Annotated in this window: 15 protein-coding genes and 1 pseudogene; 12 read left to right on the top strand and 4 right to left on the bottom strand. The window is 42.8% G+C overall.

Features of this window, described 5'->3' with window-relative positions; translation table 11 throughout:
- The 3 genes from ACFIM6_RS07750 (at position 1) to ACFIM6_RS07740 (ending at position 5,909) form a co-directional block, all read left to right on the top strand.
- Positions 1-3,144, top strand: coding sequence for a DUF4815 domain-containing protein (locus ACFIM6_RS07750; protein WP_375612350.1), 3,144 nt, complete (start codon positions 1-3; stop codon positions 3,142-3,144).
- A gap of 13 nt (positions 3,145-3,157) precedes the next feature.
- The gene (locus tag ACFIM6_RS07745; protein ID WP_375612349.1) at positions 3,158-4,549 is read left to right on the top strand and encodes a Bgr_08870 family protein; all 1,392 of its coding nucleotides are present in this window, start codon (positions 3,158-3,160) and stop codon (positions 4,547-4,549) included.
- 538 nt (positions 4,550-5,087) lie between these two features.
- Complete coding sequence (locus tag ACFIM6_RS07740) at positions 5,088-5,909, top strand: DNA adenine methylase (RefSeq protein WP_375612373.1); 822 nt, start codon at positions 5,088-5,090, stop codon at positions 5,907-5,909.
- A gap of 97 nt (positions 5,910-6,006) precedes the next feature.
- On the opposite strand, the gene ACFIM6_RS07735 is transcribed toward ACFIM6_RS07740, so the two are convergent.
- Both ACFIM6_RS07735 and ACFIM6_RS07730 read right to left on the bottom strand, forming a co-directional pair.
- Positions 6,007-6,363 (bottom strand): type II toxin-antitoxin system HigA family antitoxin, encoded by a 357-nt coding sequence (locus ACFIM6_RS07735; RefSeq protein WP_375612348.1) that lies wholly within the window; start codon positions 6,361-6,363, stop codon positions 6,007-6,009.
- Entirely contained in the window at positions 6,360-6,674 is a 315-nt protein-coding gene (locus ACFIM6_RS07730) for a type II toxin-antitoxin system HigB family toxin (RefSeq protein ID WP_375612347.1), read from the bottom strand. The genes ACFIM6_RS07735 and ACFIM6_RS07730 overlap by 4 nt, the downstream gene beginning before the upstream one ends.
- Positions 6,675-6,839: 165 nt before the next feature.
- On the opposite strand from ACFIM6_RS07730, the gene ACFIM6_RS07725 reads away from it, so the two are divergent.
- The 8 genes from ACFIM6_RS07725 to ACFIM6_RS07690 are packed head-to-tail and all read left to right on the top strand — an operon-like array spanning position 6,840 to position 13,003.
- Positions 6,840-8,051 carry a phage tail sheath subtilisin-like domain-containing protein gene (locus ACFIM6_RS07725; RefSeq protein WP_375612346.1) on the top strand — a complete coding sequence of 404 codons (1,212 nt, stop codon included), beginning with the start codon at positions 6,840-6,842 and terminating at the stop codon, positions 8,049-8,051.
- Positions 8,051-8,557: a phage major tail tube protein gene (locus ACFIM6_RS07720; RefSeq protein WP_375612345.1), complete on the top strand. Its 507-nt coding sequence runs from the start codon at positions 8,051-8,053 to the stop codon at positions 8,555-8,557. The genes ACFIM6_RS07725 and ACFIM6_RS07720 overlap by 1 nt, the downstream gene beginning before the upstream one ends.
- Before the next feature lie 2 nt (positions 8,558-8,559).
- Positions 8,560-8,847, top strand: coding sequence for a phage tail assembly protein (locus tag ACFIM6_RS07715; RefSeq protein ID WP_375612344.1), 288 nt, complete (start codon positions 8,560-8,562; stop codon positions 8,845-8,847).
- 38 nt (positions 8,848-8,885) lie between these two features.
- The gene (locus tag ACFIM6_RS07710) at positions 8,886-8,957 is read left to right on the top strand and encodes a hypothetical protein (protein WP_375612372.1); all 72 of its coding nucleotides are present in this window, start codon (positions 8,886-8,888) and stop codon (positions 8,955-8,957) included.
- Entirely contained in the window at positions 8,954-11,086 is a 2,133-nt protein-coding gene (locus ACFIM6_RS07705; protein WP_375612343.1) for a phage tail tape measure protein, read from the top strand. The genes ACFIM6_RS07710 and ACFIM6_RS07705 overlap by 4 nt, the downstream gene beginning before the upstream one ends.
- A gap of 5 nt (positions 11,087-11,091) precedes the next feature.
- Entirely contained in the window at positions 11,092-11,472 is a 381-nt protein-coding gene (locus ACFIM6_RS07700) for a phage tail protein (protein ID WP_375612342.1), read from the top strand.
- Positions 11,469-11,693 (top strand): tail protein X, encoded by a 225-nt coding sequence (locus ACFIM6_RS07695; protein WP_375612341.1) that lies wholly within the window; start codon positions 11,469-11,471, stop codon positions 11,691-11,693. The genes ACFIM6_RS07700 and ACFIM6_RS07695 overlap by 4 nt, the downstream gene beginning before the upstream one ends.
- Positions 11,690-13,003, top strand: coding sequence for a contractile injection system protein, VgrG/Pvc8 family (locus ACFIM6_RS07690; RefSeq protein WP_375612340.1), 1,314 nt, complete (start codon positions 11,690-11,692; stop codon positions 13,001-13,003). The genes ACFIM6_RS07695 and ACFIM6_RS07690 overlap by 4 nt, the downstream gene beginning before the upstream one ends.
- Positions 13,004-13,041: 38 nt before the next feature.
- On the opposite strand, the gene ACFIM6_RS07685 is transcribed toward ACFIM6_RS07690, so the two are convergent.
- Complete coding sequence (locus tag ACFIM6_RS07685; protein WP_375612371.1) at positions 13,042-13,365, bottom strand: type II toxin-antitoxin system PemK/MazF family toxin; 324 nt, start codon at positions 13,363-13,365, stop codon at positions 13,042-13,044.
- Positions 13,365-13,589: an antitoxin MazE family protein gene (locus ACFIM6_RS07680; protein WP_012230987.1), complete on the bottom strand. Its 225-nt coding sequence runs from the start codon at positions 13,587-13,589 to the stop codon at positions 13,365-13,367. Before ACFIM6_RS07680 ends, ACFIM6_RS07685 begins: the two co-directional genes overlap by 1 nt.
- Positions 13,590-13,732: 143 nt before the next feature.
- Between ACFIM6_RS07680 and ACFIM6_RS07675 the strand changes: the two are divergent.
- Positions 13,733-13,978, top strand: a pseudogene (locus ACFIM6_RS07675) (lysozyme); the annotation flags it as partial.
- Positions 13,979-14,148: the final 170 nt, after the last annotated feature.

Here is a 14,148-nt window from a genome sequence, read left to right as displayed (position 1 = left end):
ATGAAGCATGAAAGTGGTTTACCCTTTGCAATTGACAGATCTCGCGGCAAAGAGGAACAACAAAGCGTGGTGTTTTATGGCACGCGTCCCTTTATTCAAAGTGGTGAACTAAATGAGGTTCAAACCATCATCAGGGGGCGTCATGACCGTTTGGGACGCCTTGTGGCACAAGAAGGAGACCGCGTTGAACGGGCTGATGCTTTTGTCAACAAAGAGACAAGGACCGTCACTTTAACGGATGGCAAGATTTATATTGCCGGCGATATTTTCCCCGTTGCACCAGCTGTACTCAACAATGTTGCCATGATTGGGCGCTTGGAAATTGGTGTGAAGCTGCAAAAAAAATGGATAACACACGAAGATGATCCAGAGCTCTTGGGGCAAGTCCCTGGTACCTTAGCAGAAGGAGAGCCCGGAGCGGCACGCGAAACAGCACAGCTTGTTTGGGCACTGAAAGAGGATGCGCAGAATGGCACTTTCTTTCCGGTTTATATTTTACAAGATGGTGTTCTGATTGATCAAAAATCGCCCTCACTGCTTGAACCCGCCATGCAAGCTATTGCGACGTACGACCGCGCCCATGGGCATTATATCGTGAGTGGCTGCCGTGTGAGCGCATTGGGAGCAAATAATGGTTGCCAAGTGTTTAGTATTCAAGAAGGAGAAGCCAATATCAATGGCTTTAAACGCAAACGCTTAGCGGCTTTGCGCCATGAAGAGCCAGAGGATTTTTCGACAAGCGTTGTTCCTAGCGAAACGCATATTTTTGCGCCTCCAAAAGGGAAAACAAGTTTCACCTTTAAACCCTATTATTTTCCTCTTGCCGATATTCAGTCTCTTTTGTTGACAAAAGAAAAAACCGTTAACGTCACCCGCGGTGCGGTTGCCGCAGGGCGTGATGGTGTTCCTGATAAAAGCATCACCGCGTTTATTAAAGTCGTTCAAGGAAGCAAGGAATTTAAAGAAGGCACAGATTTTAAAAAAACAGGAGACACCATTGATTGGGCACCCGTGGGAGACGAACCTTTAGCAGGGAGCAGCTATAAGGTAACTTACCGCTATCGCGCAAAAATCACGGCTGATAAGGTAACAGCGCAGGAAATCACTGTCTCAGGGGGTGCGGAGGGTGGTGATATTATCGTCAGTTACACTTACAAATTACCCCGCATTGACCGTATTGGTCTCAACACGGGGGGCAATGTGGTTTACATCAAAGGTATCTCAGTAGATCATCCCATGGCACCGAGTGTCCCTGATGATGTGTTGTCCCTTGCAACCATTACCAACAATTGGCTTGAAACGCCGGTTGTGGTCAATGATGGCACACGGGTTGCCCCCTATGATGAAATGTGGCGCTATTTTCAACGAGTGCTTTCGCTTGACCGTCTGATGCAATTAGAACGGATTAAAAGCAATGTTGACTCTAAAGAGCCTGTTGCCAAAAAAGGCATGTTCGCTGATCCCTTTCTTGATGACTCTTATAGAGATGAAGGCTTTCAACAAACGGGGGCTGTAGGCAACGGCATTTTGCAGCTTGCCATTGACCCAACATTCTATACTGCTCCTTTAAAAGCGCCTGTCACCCTTGACTGGACAAATGAAGTGATCATTGCGCAAGAGTTGACAACGGCTTGCGAAAAGATCAACCCCTATCAAAATTTTGCACCCCTGCCTGGTACAGTAACCCTCACACCCGCGACAGACTTCTGGCATGAACAGCGTACCGATTGGCTCTCGGGTATCACCAATCAAATCATCATGGGCTGGAACCGTGGCAGTACCATACGTAGAACAGAAGTAAGCGATAATTTCATCAACACACACCAAGAACAAATCGATTTTTTGAGACAAATTACCCTTTCTTTCAAAATTGAAGGTTTTGGCAGTAGCGAAATCTTGGAACGTCTTACCTTTGATGGTGTGAATATTTTACCAAAGAGTCTCCTTATTGCCGATAGCAAGGGCACCCTTGAGGGCGCTTTCACGATTCCACAAAATATTACCGCTGGCACAAAAAACGTTGTGGCAAGGGGAAAAGGTGGAACCATTGCAACGGGGCTTTTTACCGGTCAAGGTCTGATTGATGTGAAAGTGATGCGGCGCACCACCACGGTGAAGATATGGACGCAAGTGGACCCACAAGCGCAAGTCTTTACCCCCGATGAAACACGGCAAATCACCGGTATTGACTTTCATCTTTGCAAAATCGGTAATGAAAACCATGATCTGGTGATTGATTTGGTCACCACAGAAAACGGTTATCCGACCGCCGATATTCAAGCGCAAAGCTTTTATTCTATGAAGGGCGCAAAGCTAGGGTGGGCAGAGGCACGCTATGATGTACCACTCCTTGTGATGGATGACCGTTTAACGGCTTTTGTCATTAAAACCGATGATGCTGATCATTCCGTCTCTTTAGCAAAGCTTGGAGATTTTGATGCAGAACACCAGAGATACGTCTCGAGCCACCCTTACGTGACCGGTCCACGCTTTTCTTCTGTCAATGCTAGGAGCTGGACCGCCCATCAAGATGAGGCTTTAGCCTTTCGGGTGCTCGCTGCCCGCTATAGGCAAACAGAAAAGATTGTCGATTTAGGCACTTTTGATCTTGTGGACTGCTCTGATTTGCAAATACGCGCAGCCATTGAGTTGCCTTCAAGTGAGTGTTCTGTCATCTTTGAAATTGAACGAAACAATGGCACAATTTATCAACTCCTGCCCTTTCAATTGCTCAGTCTTACTGAATATATCAGTGAAAAGATCAAGCTTCGCGCTATTCTTAAAGGAACAGAGAAACTCTCACCGGTGTTATTTGCGCCTGTTCAATTGATTGCGGGAAAGATCCATAAGGAAGCGACCTATGTCACGCGTGCTTTTGCCTTTGGTGAAAAGGCAAGGTTAACGAGCTATATCAAAACCTTTTTACCGGGTGGTGCAACCTTCACTTGCGAGATGCAGCTGGATGATGGTGGTTTCACCCCTTTGAAACTTGACGAAACAGAACAACTCACTGAACCACTTTGGACAGAACGAAAATTTATCAGTGGTGACAAAACAGCCAAACAAGCACGCTTGAAATTGACCCTTACTGGTGGACCATCCGCGCGGTCCATGGTGAGTGATTTTGGCGCTGGCATATTATAATGGGAAAACAGAGATGACCAAAACCAAAAAACTCGACATGGAATTGCCTAAAGAGGGGCGTTTTATCAGTTCTGAATTCCCAATCTTGCGGGAAAACTTGACCAAAATTGATCAAGCTCTTTTGGCTGTTGAGGAAAAGGTAGACGAAAAGGCACCTTTACACCACACGCATACGATCAACGAAATCGCAGATCTAGAAAGCGCTCTCAATGGCAAAATGGCAGCGGATAAAACCTTCACTTTTGCCGATTTAAGCGATATCGAAGGCGCAAAAGATGCCGCAAATAATTATGTTCTCTATAAATCAAGCAATAATAACTTCACCTTTGGCAGTGCTGTCTCACTATTAGGCGCGCATCAACATAAAACCGAAGATATTGTGGGGCTTGACGATTTTAGAGCCAAGATTAATCAAGATCTCACAAGCTATGGTCGCTTAGCCAGCCCAAATGAATGGCAAAGTTATAATAAATTTACCAGTAAAGTCACCATGGGTGACGACTTGGAGATCTTGGGTAATGTATCATCTGACTTCTTCGGTCTTCCAAAAAGGAAAGTGGTTACCCGTTTAAGCACAAGTGGAAGTACGCTTAAAGGACCGCTTAAAGTTGATGATGATCTTGTTTATACCAAATCACAAGTGGATGCAGCCATCTTGGCACAGATAAAGAGTCTTAAAAAAGATTTGACCGATAAAATCACGAATTGGCCGGCTCTTGCTGATGCTGAATTGCTCTATACACAGGATGGAAAAATTCAATGGCCCGATTGGGTAACGGATAACACAAAAGTCGAAATCCAAGCATGGGGTGGCGGCGGCAGTGGTGGGGGTGGTTATTCTTATTACTTAGGAGGCGGTGGCGGCGGTGGCGGTTGTACGGTATGGTATGGTTATAAAGCGAGTTTAAAGGGTCATGAGAATATCACAATTGGTAAAGGAGGAGATTCTGTTTCTGGATGGAATGTAAAAGGTAGGTTTGGAGGAACAACAACCGTTGGCAAAAATTTTATTACGGCGACAGGAGGACATGGTGGTGGGGGTACTTACTCTTCTAGCACTCACACGGGATTTGGTAAAGATAATACTTCCTTCTATTCAGGCGATGGCGGTGCTGGAGGAACAGGTGGAAACTTTGGTTTAGCAACGGATGAACATCCAGGAATTGCCAAAGGCGGAAATGGTTATGCTGGAACGAATGGAATTACGAGTAAAACAAGCGGTAATGGAGGCGATGCTGGAGGTGATACATCACGTGGTGGCTCTGGAGGAGTCGGCAAAGGTTCCTATAGTTCGGGAAAAGCAGGGCGTGGTTTTGGGGGCGGAGGTGCTGGTGCTCATGCCGATTCTTCTTCAAGTGGCGCTGGAGCTGATGGCGCTGTCCTCATAAGATTATGGAAAGATTAAATACAAAACTAAAAATAGCACAAGTCAAATGGATAGCTGTTGTATAAGCTGGCTTGTATGATTTTAAGCCCTTTTAAAGCCCTTTAAAGAGCTTTTTGACTGACAGTGTCAGTCTTATGAAAGGCAGCTCTTGTTGTTATTGTTTCTCTATTGATTTGGAGAGCAAAATGGCAACAAAAGTAAATACTCTCTATCGCACTATAGCAAAATCATTCTTTATCTTTAGAAGAAGCCCCGAAATCACGGCGTTCCCCCTCTTCTATTCCAAAAGTTTTGTAAAGAGATTAACGGCTCTTGGCAAGCCGCTCTAATAACCTATCGCTATGAGAAATCAAGCAGATATATCACAGGAATTATCCTAGAAACACCAAACCAAAGAAAGAAACAAAAAATAGAGGCTGGGCTGGTAGTCCAGCCAACGGGAACAGTTTTGCGAACAACCCCGTCCGATGCAACTCAACTCAACATCGCAGCCACTTCTTATCACTTGGAAACAGTGAGAAGATGGCTAATATAGATGGAAGAGTGTTAAAAAATGATGGATATACTTTGTAAAGAAAAATTAAAATCTGTTGATCCTATCGCACCAGCTGCTGCTTATATTGGAGGCAAAAGAAGATTAGCCAAAACCATTGTCAAAATTATCGAGGACATCCCTCATAGCATTTATGCCGAGCCTTTTGTTGGAATGGGAGGAATATTCTTTAGGCGAAAGTTAATTCCACCTACTGAAGTCATCAATGATCGTTTAGGAGATGTAGTGAATTTTTTTAGGGTGTTACAACGCCATTATCACCCTTTTATGGAATTGCTAGAATTTCAGATCAGTAGCCGTGAGGAATTTCAACGCTTGCGCATGCAAGACCCAAACACTCTCACGGATTTAGAGCGCGCTTCAAGGTTTTTATATCTGCAGAAGTTAAGCTTTAGCGGTCAAGTCGCCAATCGCACGTTTGGAGTTGAAACAGACCGCGGTGCACGTTTTAATCGTTTTAAACTTGAAGCCTCATTAAAGCTTATTTACCGCCGTTTAGCAGGTGTTACCATTGAATATTTAGATTGGTCTGAGTTTATCAGGCGCTATGATCGACCAAACACCTTATTTTATCTTGACCCACCCTATTGGGGTGTTGAGGATTATTATGGCAAAGATTTGTTTAAGCGGGAGGATTATCAGAGGATGGCTATGCTGCTGGCACAATTAAAAGGAAAGTTTCTTTTGTCTCTCAATGATGTGCCAGAAGTTCGAAAAACCTTCAGTCAATTTACCTTTAAAAAGGTAAACACATTGTATTCGTGTAACGCCTTAAATAATGCAGTTCCCGCTAAGGAACTTATCATCACCAATTGTGATTTCTAAAACGAGACATAATACATATTAAAGGGTCTTTAAATAACCCTTGAAGACCTTTTAAACACCTTAAAAATCTTTCAAAAAAAATAAATTAGTAAAAACCCTAAGTTATTAGACTTTCCAGTGGGATATTAAACTGTTGGTGCAAATTTTTAATCATGCGCAGTGTTAATTTTCTTTTACCACTCAAGATTTCATAAACACGATTTAAATGACCAATCGCAGGAACGAGATCTTTAGCACTTAAGTTCATTTGTTCCATTCTAAATTTAATAGCTTCAATCGGGTGAGGAGGAGAAACAGGATAGTGTTCTGCTTCATACGCTTCAATCAACAACACAAGAACCTCCATTTGATCAAATTCTGGAGTATTCTCTTTAGGTTGATTGTCAAACATTGCAGACACAATTTCTAAAGCTTCTTGATACTCTCTCTCTGTACGAATTGGTTTGATATTCATTTCTTAAATTCCTTTAGTTCTACAGTGTTGGCATCAATCGCATCATACTGTTTATGCGTCCCTATAAACTTTATGTAAAGCCAACCTGCTGGATAAAAGATTGAAACAACTAAACGATAATCATTGCCTCTAATATTAAAAACAACACGATTATTCTTTAATATGCTTGCATTTTTATATTTCTCTTTAATGTCATGAGGAGAACGCCATTGTGCGTTTTTAGCTTCATCTACCCATGCTTTTAATGGTTGTTCAGCATCAGGATATCGAGTCCAAAAAGTTTGAAGTGTGGAGATTTTAACAATTTTCATAAGTGTATCCTGATTTTTATCAATCTTAGTACCATTTTGGGACTAAGTCAAGATATTTATAAAAAGAAAGTGCTTGTTGAAAACAAACCTTTCTCAAGAGCAGCTTTTTACCTCTCATTTTTCCCATTCATTTTAATTCACCACTCATTTAAAGGAGCATAAAGTATGGCAACAGGTTTTCTACACGGTGTTGAAGTTGTCGAGGTTGACGACGGCACCCGCCCCCTTCGCGCGGTACAATCGGCAGTTATCGGGATTGTTGGCACGGCGCCCGATGCAGATGAACAAGCATTTCCTCTTAATACACCCGTTTTGGTAACAGGCTCTCTTTCACAAGCCGCTAAACTGGATAAAACAGGCAAGCGTCAAGGCACCCTACCTAATGCCCTTGATCTCATTTTCAAGCAAGTGGGTGCCATTGTTGTTGTCGTGCGCGTGAACGAGGGTGACAATGAAAATGCAACACTCACCAATGTTCTTGGCGGTGTAAACGCAAATGGTGCTTATGAAGGTGTTCATGCTTTGATTGGAGCGCAATCCATTGTAGGACAAACACCACGCATTCTCATCGCTCCAGGCTTTACACATCAACGCCCTTCCAGTGTGAATATTGAAGAGAATGGAACTGGTGCAACTGCCAACCCCGTCGCAGCAGAACTCATTGGCATTGCCGAGCGTCTGCGTGCTATTGTGGTGCTTGATGCACCAAACAGCACAGATGAAGCAGCCCTTAGCACAGCAAAGGATTTTGATTCAAAACGCGTCATTCTTATTGACCCTTTTGTAAAGGTGAATCGTGATGGAAAGATCATAGAACAGCCGGCAAGTGCAGCAGTTGCTGGTGTCATTGCCAAAACTGATTTTACACACGGTTTTTGGCATTCTCCTTCCAATAAAGTGATCAATGGCATTGTTGGTATTGCACGCCCTATTGATTTTTCCATTGGTGATCGATCAAGCCGCGCTAACCTTCTTAACGAACAAAACATCACAACAATTATCCGCGAAAATGGTTATCGTCTTTGGGGTAATCGCACCCTTTCAAGTGATACAAAGTTTGCTTTCTTATCCGTAGTACGCACCGCAGATATGATCAATGATGCCATTTTGCGCGGGCATCTATGGGCTGTCGACCGCAATATCAAAAAGACCTACATGAATGATGTCAGTGAAAGCGTCAATGCCTATTTGCGTGATTTAAAAGCACAAGGCGCCATTCTTGGTGGACGCTGTACACCTGATCTAGAGCTTAACACAGCAAGCGCCATTGAGAGCGGCAAAGTCTATTTCAATGTCGAATTCACCCCCACAACACCCGCAGAACACATCACGTTCCGTTCACGCATTGTGAATGATTATTTAGAGGAGATTTTTTAATGGCTATCCCCGTTTTACCAAGAGTTTTGAAATATTTTAACATTTTTGTCGACGGTATTCCCTATCAAGCAAAATGTGAAAGCGTAACATTACCGAATTTGAACTTGGTCGTTGAAAGTTATCGCGGCGGTGGCATGGATAGCTCCATTGAAGTTGACCTTGGTCTTGAAACCCTCACGCTTAGCATGACCATTTCTGATTGCTCTCCAGAGTTAATGGCACTCTTAGGGCGCACTGATGTCGACATTTCATTACGAAGTTCAATGCAAGCGCAAGGCACACCAGCAGAAGGTGTTGTCATTACCATGAGAGGACTATGCAAAGGCTTTGAAATGGCAGAATGGCAACCGGGCAGCAAAGCAACATCCACAACTACCTTCACATTGCAGTATTTCAAATATGTCCAGAAGGACGTTGAAATCGTTGAGATAGATGTCCTCAACTTGGTGAGAAAATTCAATGGCGTCAATCAACTCGCAGACCATAGAGACAACATAGGATTATAAAAATGACAGTCCAAACAAGCATTACACATAAATTATTGATACCTGTTACTTTTGAAGGAAAAGAGCACACCGAAATTACTTTACAGCGCCCCAAAACAAAAGATGTGCAAGCAATCGACAAAAAAGAAGGCATAGAGCAAACAATCGCTATGATCGCACGTCTTTCTGGATGGGCACATGAAGCGGTTGGAGAACTCGATATTAATGACTTGTCGAGCATTGGAGAGATTTTGGAGTCTTTTATCAAGCGGCGGGATACCTCGACTGGGAAACCGCCGCTAAACTCATAGCCGATATTACCATTGTGTTCCATTGGTCCCTTTCAAAGATGATGGAAATGGAACCGCAAGAACTCATATTCTGGCGAAATCAAGCAGCAGAAAGGTATAAGATAAAATGAGTGAAAAAGTTGCTGATGCAAAGGTAAAATTGTCTCTTGAAGACAAACTCACCGCACCTCTCAAACATCTTCAAAAAAAATTCGATACATTGTCAAAAACACTCTCACATAGTTTGGGTATTCCGCGCTTTTCTGCTGCTGTCAAAAACATGACAAAAAGCCTTCATGGCGTTCAAAGTGCTCTTAGCACAGCGGCAAGTCGTGCTTCAGTCTTTACCGGTGTCTTAGGGCTTGCTGGTGGTGGTCTTGTGGCAAGTGTAGCCGCCCTCACCATGAAAACCATGCATCTGGGCGATAGTCTTTATCACGCATCACACCATTTAAATATGAGTGTTGCATCACTTCAATTATGGGGTGATGCAGCCGATAATTCAGGCACTTCTGCCGAACTTTTTCAACAATCCTTAGCGGTTTTAAATAGGCGTTCAGCACAAGCATATGCCGGACAAAAAAGAGGCATGATGGGCTTTGAAGCACTTGGCATTTCTGTCAAAAACACTTCTGGAAAACTCAAATCCACTTCTGTCTTGTTAGAAGAAATTACCGACAAGATGAGTAAGATGAAAAGCCAAGCACAAAGACAGCATATTGCCGCTCTGCTGTTTGGGGGCGATGGTAAAGAAATGGCGACCATGCTTGCACAAGGCATGGCACCCATTAAAGAGCTGTTTGCAAAGGCGCGGAAAGGAAAATGGCTGATAGGTGCCGATGTCGCACGCTATGCCGCAGATTTGAGTGACAAGCTTGGTGCTTTTAAGAAAAAAATAGGCGGTATCGCGAGCTTTATTGGCGCGCGTTTCATGCCCGTGATTAATGATATGATTGACGGTTTTTCAAAGTTGATTGATGAAAACCGCGACCTCATTCAAACAACTGTTGCGAGCTGGGCAAAAACCTTAAAAAAAGTCCTTAATGATTTGCTTAATCCTACCTCTGATTTAAGAAAAGGCATCAGTGATCTCACAGAGAGGATTAAAGGCTGGTTCCAATGGCTAGAACCTCTGATTGGTGAAATAACCCTCTTTAAGGTAGGACTTGTGGCACTTGGTTCGTTCATTTTTGGTCCACTCATTGCCGCATTAGCAGCAGCGGGAGCAGCGTTTGTCACCCTTGGCTATACTATAATGACGACGCCCATAGGATGGCTCATTGGCGGCATCGCAGCTCTTGTTTTACTCTACAAATATTGGGACAAACTCAATGCTTGGGTGGCTGCATCCTTAGCCGCAGTTGGAGCAGTTCTTACTGGGGCATTCATTGCGGCAATAGCACCAGCTGCTTCCGCAATTGCTGGTCTTGCTGTAACTCTTGTAGCTTCACTCATTCCAGCAATAACCGCTGTTGGTACGGCTTTTATATCGCTTGGTGTTGCTATCATGACCACACCTATTGGCTGGATAATTGGCGGCATTGCAGCTCTTGTTGCTGCCGGATCTCTGCTTTATAAAAATTGGGACACAGTCATAAGCTTTATAAGCAAGCTATGGGATTCTTTTGCGAACTTATGTAGTAATGCTTTCAATAACCTCTTGACGTTCTTTAAAAACTTTTCACCACTCTCTTGGATTTCGAAAAAAATCAATGAACTCATTGAATGGCTGTTTGGTGTCGATTTAATGGAAGTAGGCTCCAATCTTATTAATGGGCTTTGGGAGGGCATCAAAAGCAAATGGAATGCTCTGTCTGATTGGCTCAGCGGCATGATGAAGAAATTAACCAGTTGGATGCCTAATTGGGTGAAAGAAAAGTTAGGGTTTAATGTTTCAATAGACAAGACTTCAACGCAGACCATTAAAACCTTTACCGAAGAAACCAATGCACGTGCAAAAAAAATGGTTGATACAGTAGTGGTTACAAACACCCCGCCTGAAAAACGCAAGAGTGGTTTTAATACAAGTGTCGTTGAAACAGGACAAACGCAGGCAACAAATAAAGTAGGTGCCTTTAAAGCTCCAAAGCCAATTACAGTTCATAAACCTGTTGAAGTAGATGCCCGTGTAACCATTACAAATCTAAATATTTCAGTACCAAATGGTCTCAAGGACGAAATCAGAGACGCTGTCAATCAAGCACTTGAACGCTATGCAAAACAGCAACGTTTAGCCATAGCCTCTAGCCTTTCGGATTAAATACCATGATGTTAGCTTTGGGTGGTTTTATTTTTTCGATTGAAACAGCAGCTTACCAAACACTTGATATGTCTTATGGTGTTCCATGGGTGGAGCAAGGGCGATTGGGGAGAAAGGCTGCTCTTCAATTGCCTGCCGTTGCAAATGCGGAATTTTCTTTAACTGGTGTGATTTATCCAGATTTCAAAGGTGGTCATAGACAGCTCGAATATTTACGGCAAATGGCACATGAAGGACCTCACATTCTTGTGACTGGTCAAGGCAAAATCTTAGGTAAGTTTGTCATTCTTTCTGTAGAGGAAAAACAAAGCGTTTTTCATCATAATGGCACCCCAAAAAAACAAGAATTTACGATAAAGTTGAGAGAATATGGTGAAGAGCTATGAGTGATCTTTACGTAACAAAAGAAGGCGATATGATTGATGCCATTTGCTGGAGATACTATGCAAAGGGTCAACAAGCCCTTGCTGTTGAACGCGTTTATGCAGCAAATTTTGGTCTTGCAGACTATGGACCCATCTTAAAAGCAGGCATCACAATCGTTTTGCCAACCCTCCCCTATCCTAAAGCCACACCGGTGATTAGAATTTGGGGCAGTCAATCATGAAACCTTTTTGCACGGTTCTGGCAAATGGAGAAGACATCACAAAAACTCTTATGGATTATGTTTTGTCGATTGAAATTACCGATGAAGCAGAAAACAAAAGTGATCGTATCACTATAGAGCTTGATGACCGCGCACGCGACAGTGATAACGGCTTTCTCGATATTCCTCTCATCGGAACAATCATTTCCGTAACACTTGGCTATGAAGGCGGCAAAAACCGCGATATGGGAGCCTATCTGATTGATGAAATCTCTGTAAGCAGCCCACCCCAAAGCTTAAGTGTAACAGGGCGCGCCGCCTCTATGAATACGTCTTATAGAACACCCAAAAGCCAATCCTATCACCAACAAACCCTTGGCAGTATTGTTCAAGAGATAGCAGAGCGCAATGGCTATACACCAAAAGTTGACCCTGCTCTTGCTAAAATTGTTGTGCGTCACATTGACCAAACTTCTGAAAGCGATATGGCTTTTGCTACGCGCCTTGCAGAAGACTATGATGCGGTAGCAAAACCCGTTGATGGCAAACTTGTGCTTGCCAAACGGGGTGAAGGCAAAGCCATTACCGGTGAAACACTCCCTATTGTTGTTATTCATGAGGAACATTGCACCTCTTGGGATTTTAAATACAGTGCGCGGGATGAAGCAGGTGCAGCCAATGGCTTAGAAACAGATGTGGGAGACGACCAAAAAGCCGCGGCTGATGCACGAGAACCAGAAGAGATTGATGATGATGAAAACTTTATCCATATGGATGACAGTGATCGAGCAGCACCATCATCATCTGAATCGGAAAAAGCAGAAACAACACCTGAGAAAGAAGAAGAAGACAAAGAGAAAAAAGGCGGTGTTCTCGCAACTTATCATGATATCCGCAGTGGTGAAAAAAAAGAAGTCAAAGTTGGTAATCCGCCGTTCCATGAACTCAAATACACCTACCATAACCAATCAGAGGCTGTTGCGGCCATTGCTGCTTATCGCAATAAATCATCACGCGGTAAGTCTTCTTTCTCATGTGATATCGGTGGTGATCCCTTTGTGCAAGCAGAAGCAAAGCTTGTTCAAGAGCCCCCTTTCCGCCCTTATATACCGGCAGAATGGCGCATCAAAAGCGTTAAACACAAACTTGATAAAACGGGTGGTTACACCACAAAAATAGAGTGCGAACTTTTTGATGCATCACAAGAAGATGCGGCTGGAAACGTTGCAAACACCACACCAGACAAGGACGATACCCTTGATCCAAACGCTCCACCAAACGCATGCGACGAAGGTGAAGGCGTCATCCATATGGATGAGGAAGATAGATAAACAAAGCTATTTTATGATGATAAAAAGAAATACTATTTTTATTTTACTATTCCTAAAAATACAGCTAAACAGCGTTCAATTTCTACCATTTTATCTGCATGAATGGAACCGAAAGCTGGACTAACTTTTTCACATCTTACCGTCATAATCTTATCAATCATGACTTGCGAAGGTTTTTGCAAACCATTTTTAGCGTTTGGCTGAATCGTAATGCGGAGTAATGGCGCATCAACAAGTGTGCTAGTAATGGGTAAAACTGTTACACTTGTATGTTCACTGAATTGATTAGCTTGAATGATTAACGCAGGTCTTGGTTTACCAAAATCGCCTTGCATCGCTATTGTGACGAGAAATCCACGCATCATTCTGTCCAGCCATCAATATCCATTAAAGATTGATCCATCAACAACTGCATAGATGTATCTGTTTTATCCATTTTTGCGACTAAGCGACATTGGCGTCGGCACTCTTCTGCAAAGTTTGGTTGGCGAGTATCTGGTACCCAAATTTGCATTAAACGCAAACCTGCTTTTCTTTGTGCGTTGCGATGTTTTTGAACGCGTTCATTGACGTGCATTGTAGCCATAACAAAATCTCCATTATGTTTCATGTAACGTATAACATAGAAAAAAGTTACATGAAACGAAATTTTTAATAAAACACAATAATTACAATTTTAATCTATCAATCTTCTCCACCTTTTGTGGGGCTTTTTTATAGGAGCAATACATGAGAACAATATCACCAGAAGGGCTAGCACTGATTAAACAATGGGAAGGTTTACGTCTCAATGCCTATAAAGACGCCATTGGGGTGTGGACCATTGGTTATGGACATACAAACAATGCTGGAAAACCTTTTGTTCATAAAGGTATGGCAATCACTGAAAAACAAGCAGAAGAACTTCTTTGCCAAGACTTAAGACAATTTGAAAATGCCGTTGAACAAGCGTTCAATGCATTGATTTATAATGATAATTCACTGTTTTGTATGTTGAATGAGAGTCCCGAATAACGTAGGATTCTCTCATTTCAAATCTGTTTATCTTGAATCAATCAAAACCACTTACTTGCACGTCACAAGCGGGGTTGATGTGTGGGTAAAAATTGTACAAGAAAGGAGTAAAAATGGTTCTTATGAATCGT

Source organism: Bartonella sp. AA9NXGY (genome assembly GCF_042196845.1).
In the GTDB taxonomy this organism is placed as follows: domain Bacteria; phylum Pseudomonadota; class Alphaproteobacteria; order Rhizobiales; family Rhizobiaceae; genus Bartonella.
Note: the sequence above shows the minus strand (reverse complement) of the source record. Positions and strands in the feature narration are given on the sequence as shown.

Bases quoted from the DNA above. Each gene is read 5' to 3' on its own strand.
- ACFIM6_RS07715 (WP_375612344.1), top strand. From the start codon at position 8,560: ATGACAGTCCAAACAAGCATTACACATAAATTATTGATACCTGTTACT.
- ACFIM6_RS07740 (WP_375612373.1), top strand. From the start codon at position 5,088: ATGGATATACTTTGTAAAGAAAAATTAAAATCTGTTGATCCTATCGCA.
- ACFIM6_RS07680 (WP_012230987.1), bottom strand. From the start codon at position 13,589: ATGGCTACAATGCACGTCAATGAACGCGTTCAAAAACATCGCAACGCA.
- ACFIM6_RS07725 (WP_375612346.1), top strand. From the start codon at position 6,840: ATGGCAACAGGTTTTCTACACGGTGTTGAAGTTGTCGAGGTTGACGAC.
- ACFIM6_RS07700 (WP_375612342.1), top strand. From the start codon at position 11,092: ATGATGTTAGCTTTGGGTGGTTTTATTTTTTCGATTGAAACAGCAGCT.
- ACFIM6_RS07735 (WP_375612348.1), bottom strand. From the start codon at position 6,363: ATGAATATCAAACCAATTCGTACAGAGAGAGAGTATCAAGAAGCTTTA.
- ACFIM6_RS07720 (WP_375612345.1), top strand. From the start codon at position 8,051: ATGGCTATCCCCGTTTTACCAAGAGTTTTGAAATATTTTAACATTTTT.
- ACFIM6_RS07750 (WP_375612350.1), top strand. From the start codon at position 1: ATGAAGCATGAAAGTGGTTTACCCTTTGCAATTGACAGATCTCGCGGC.
- ACFIM6_RS07685 (WP_375612371.1), bottom strand. From the start codon at position 13,365: ATGCGTGGATTTCTCGTCACAATAGCGATGCAAGGCGATTTTGGTAAA.
- ACFIM6_RS07745 (WP_375612349.1), top strand. From the start codon at position 3,158: ATGACCAAAACCAAAAAACTCGACATGGAATTGCCTAAAGAGGGGCGT.
- ACFIM6_RS07690 (WP_375612340.1), top strand. From the start codon at position 11,690: ATGAAACCTTTTTGCACGGTTCTGGCAAATGGAGAAGACATCACAAAA.
- ACFIM6_RS07695 (WP_375612341.1), top strand. From the start codon at position 11,469: ATGAGTGATCTTTACGTAACAAAAGAAGGCGATATGATTGATGCCATT.
- ACFIM6_RS07730 (WP_375612347.1), bottom strand. From the start codon at position 6,674: ATGAAAATTGTTAAAATCTCCACACTTCAAACTTTTTGGACTCGATAT.
- ACFIM6_RS07705 (WP_375612343.1), top strand. From the start codon at position 8,954: ATGAGTGAAAAAGTTGCTGATGCAAAGGTAAAATTGTCTCTTGAAGAC.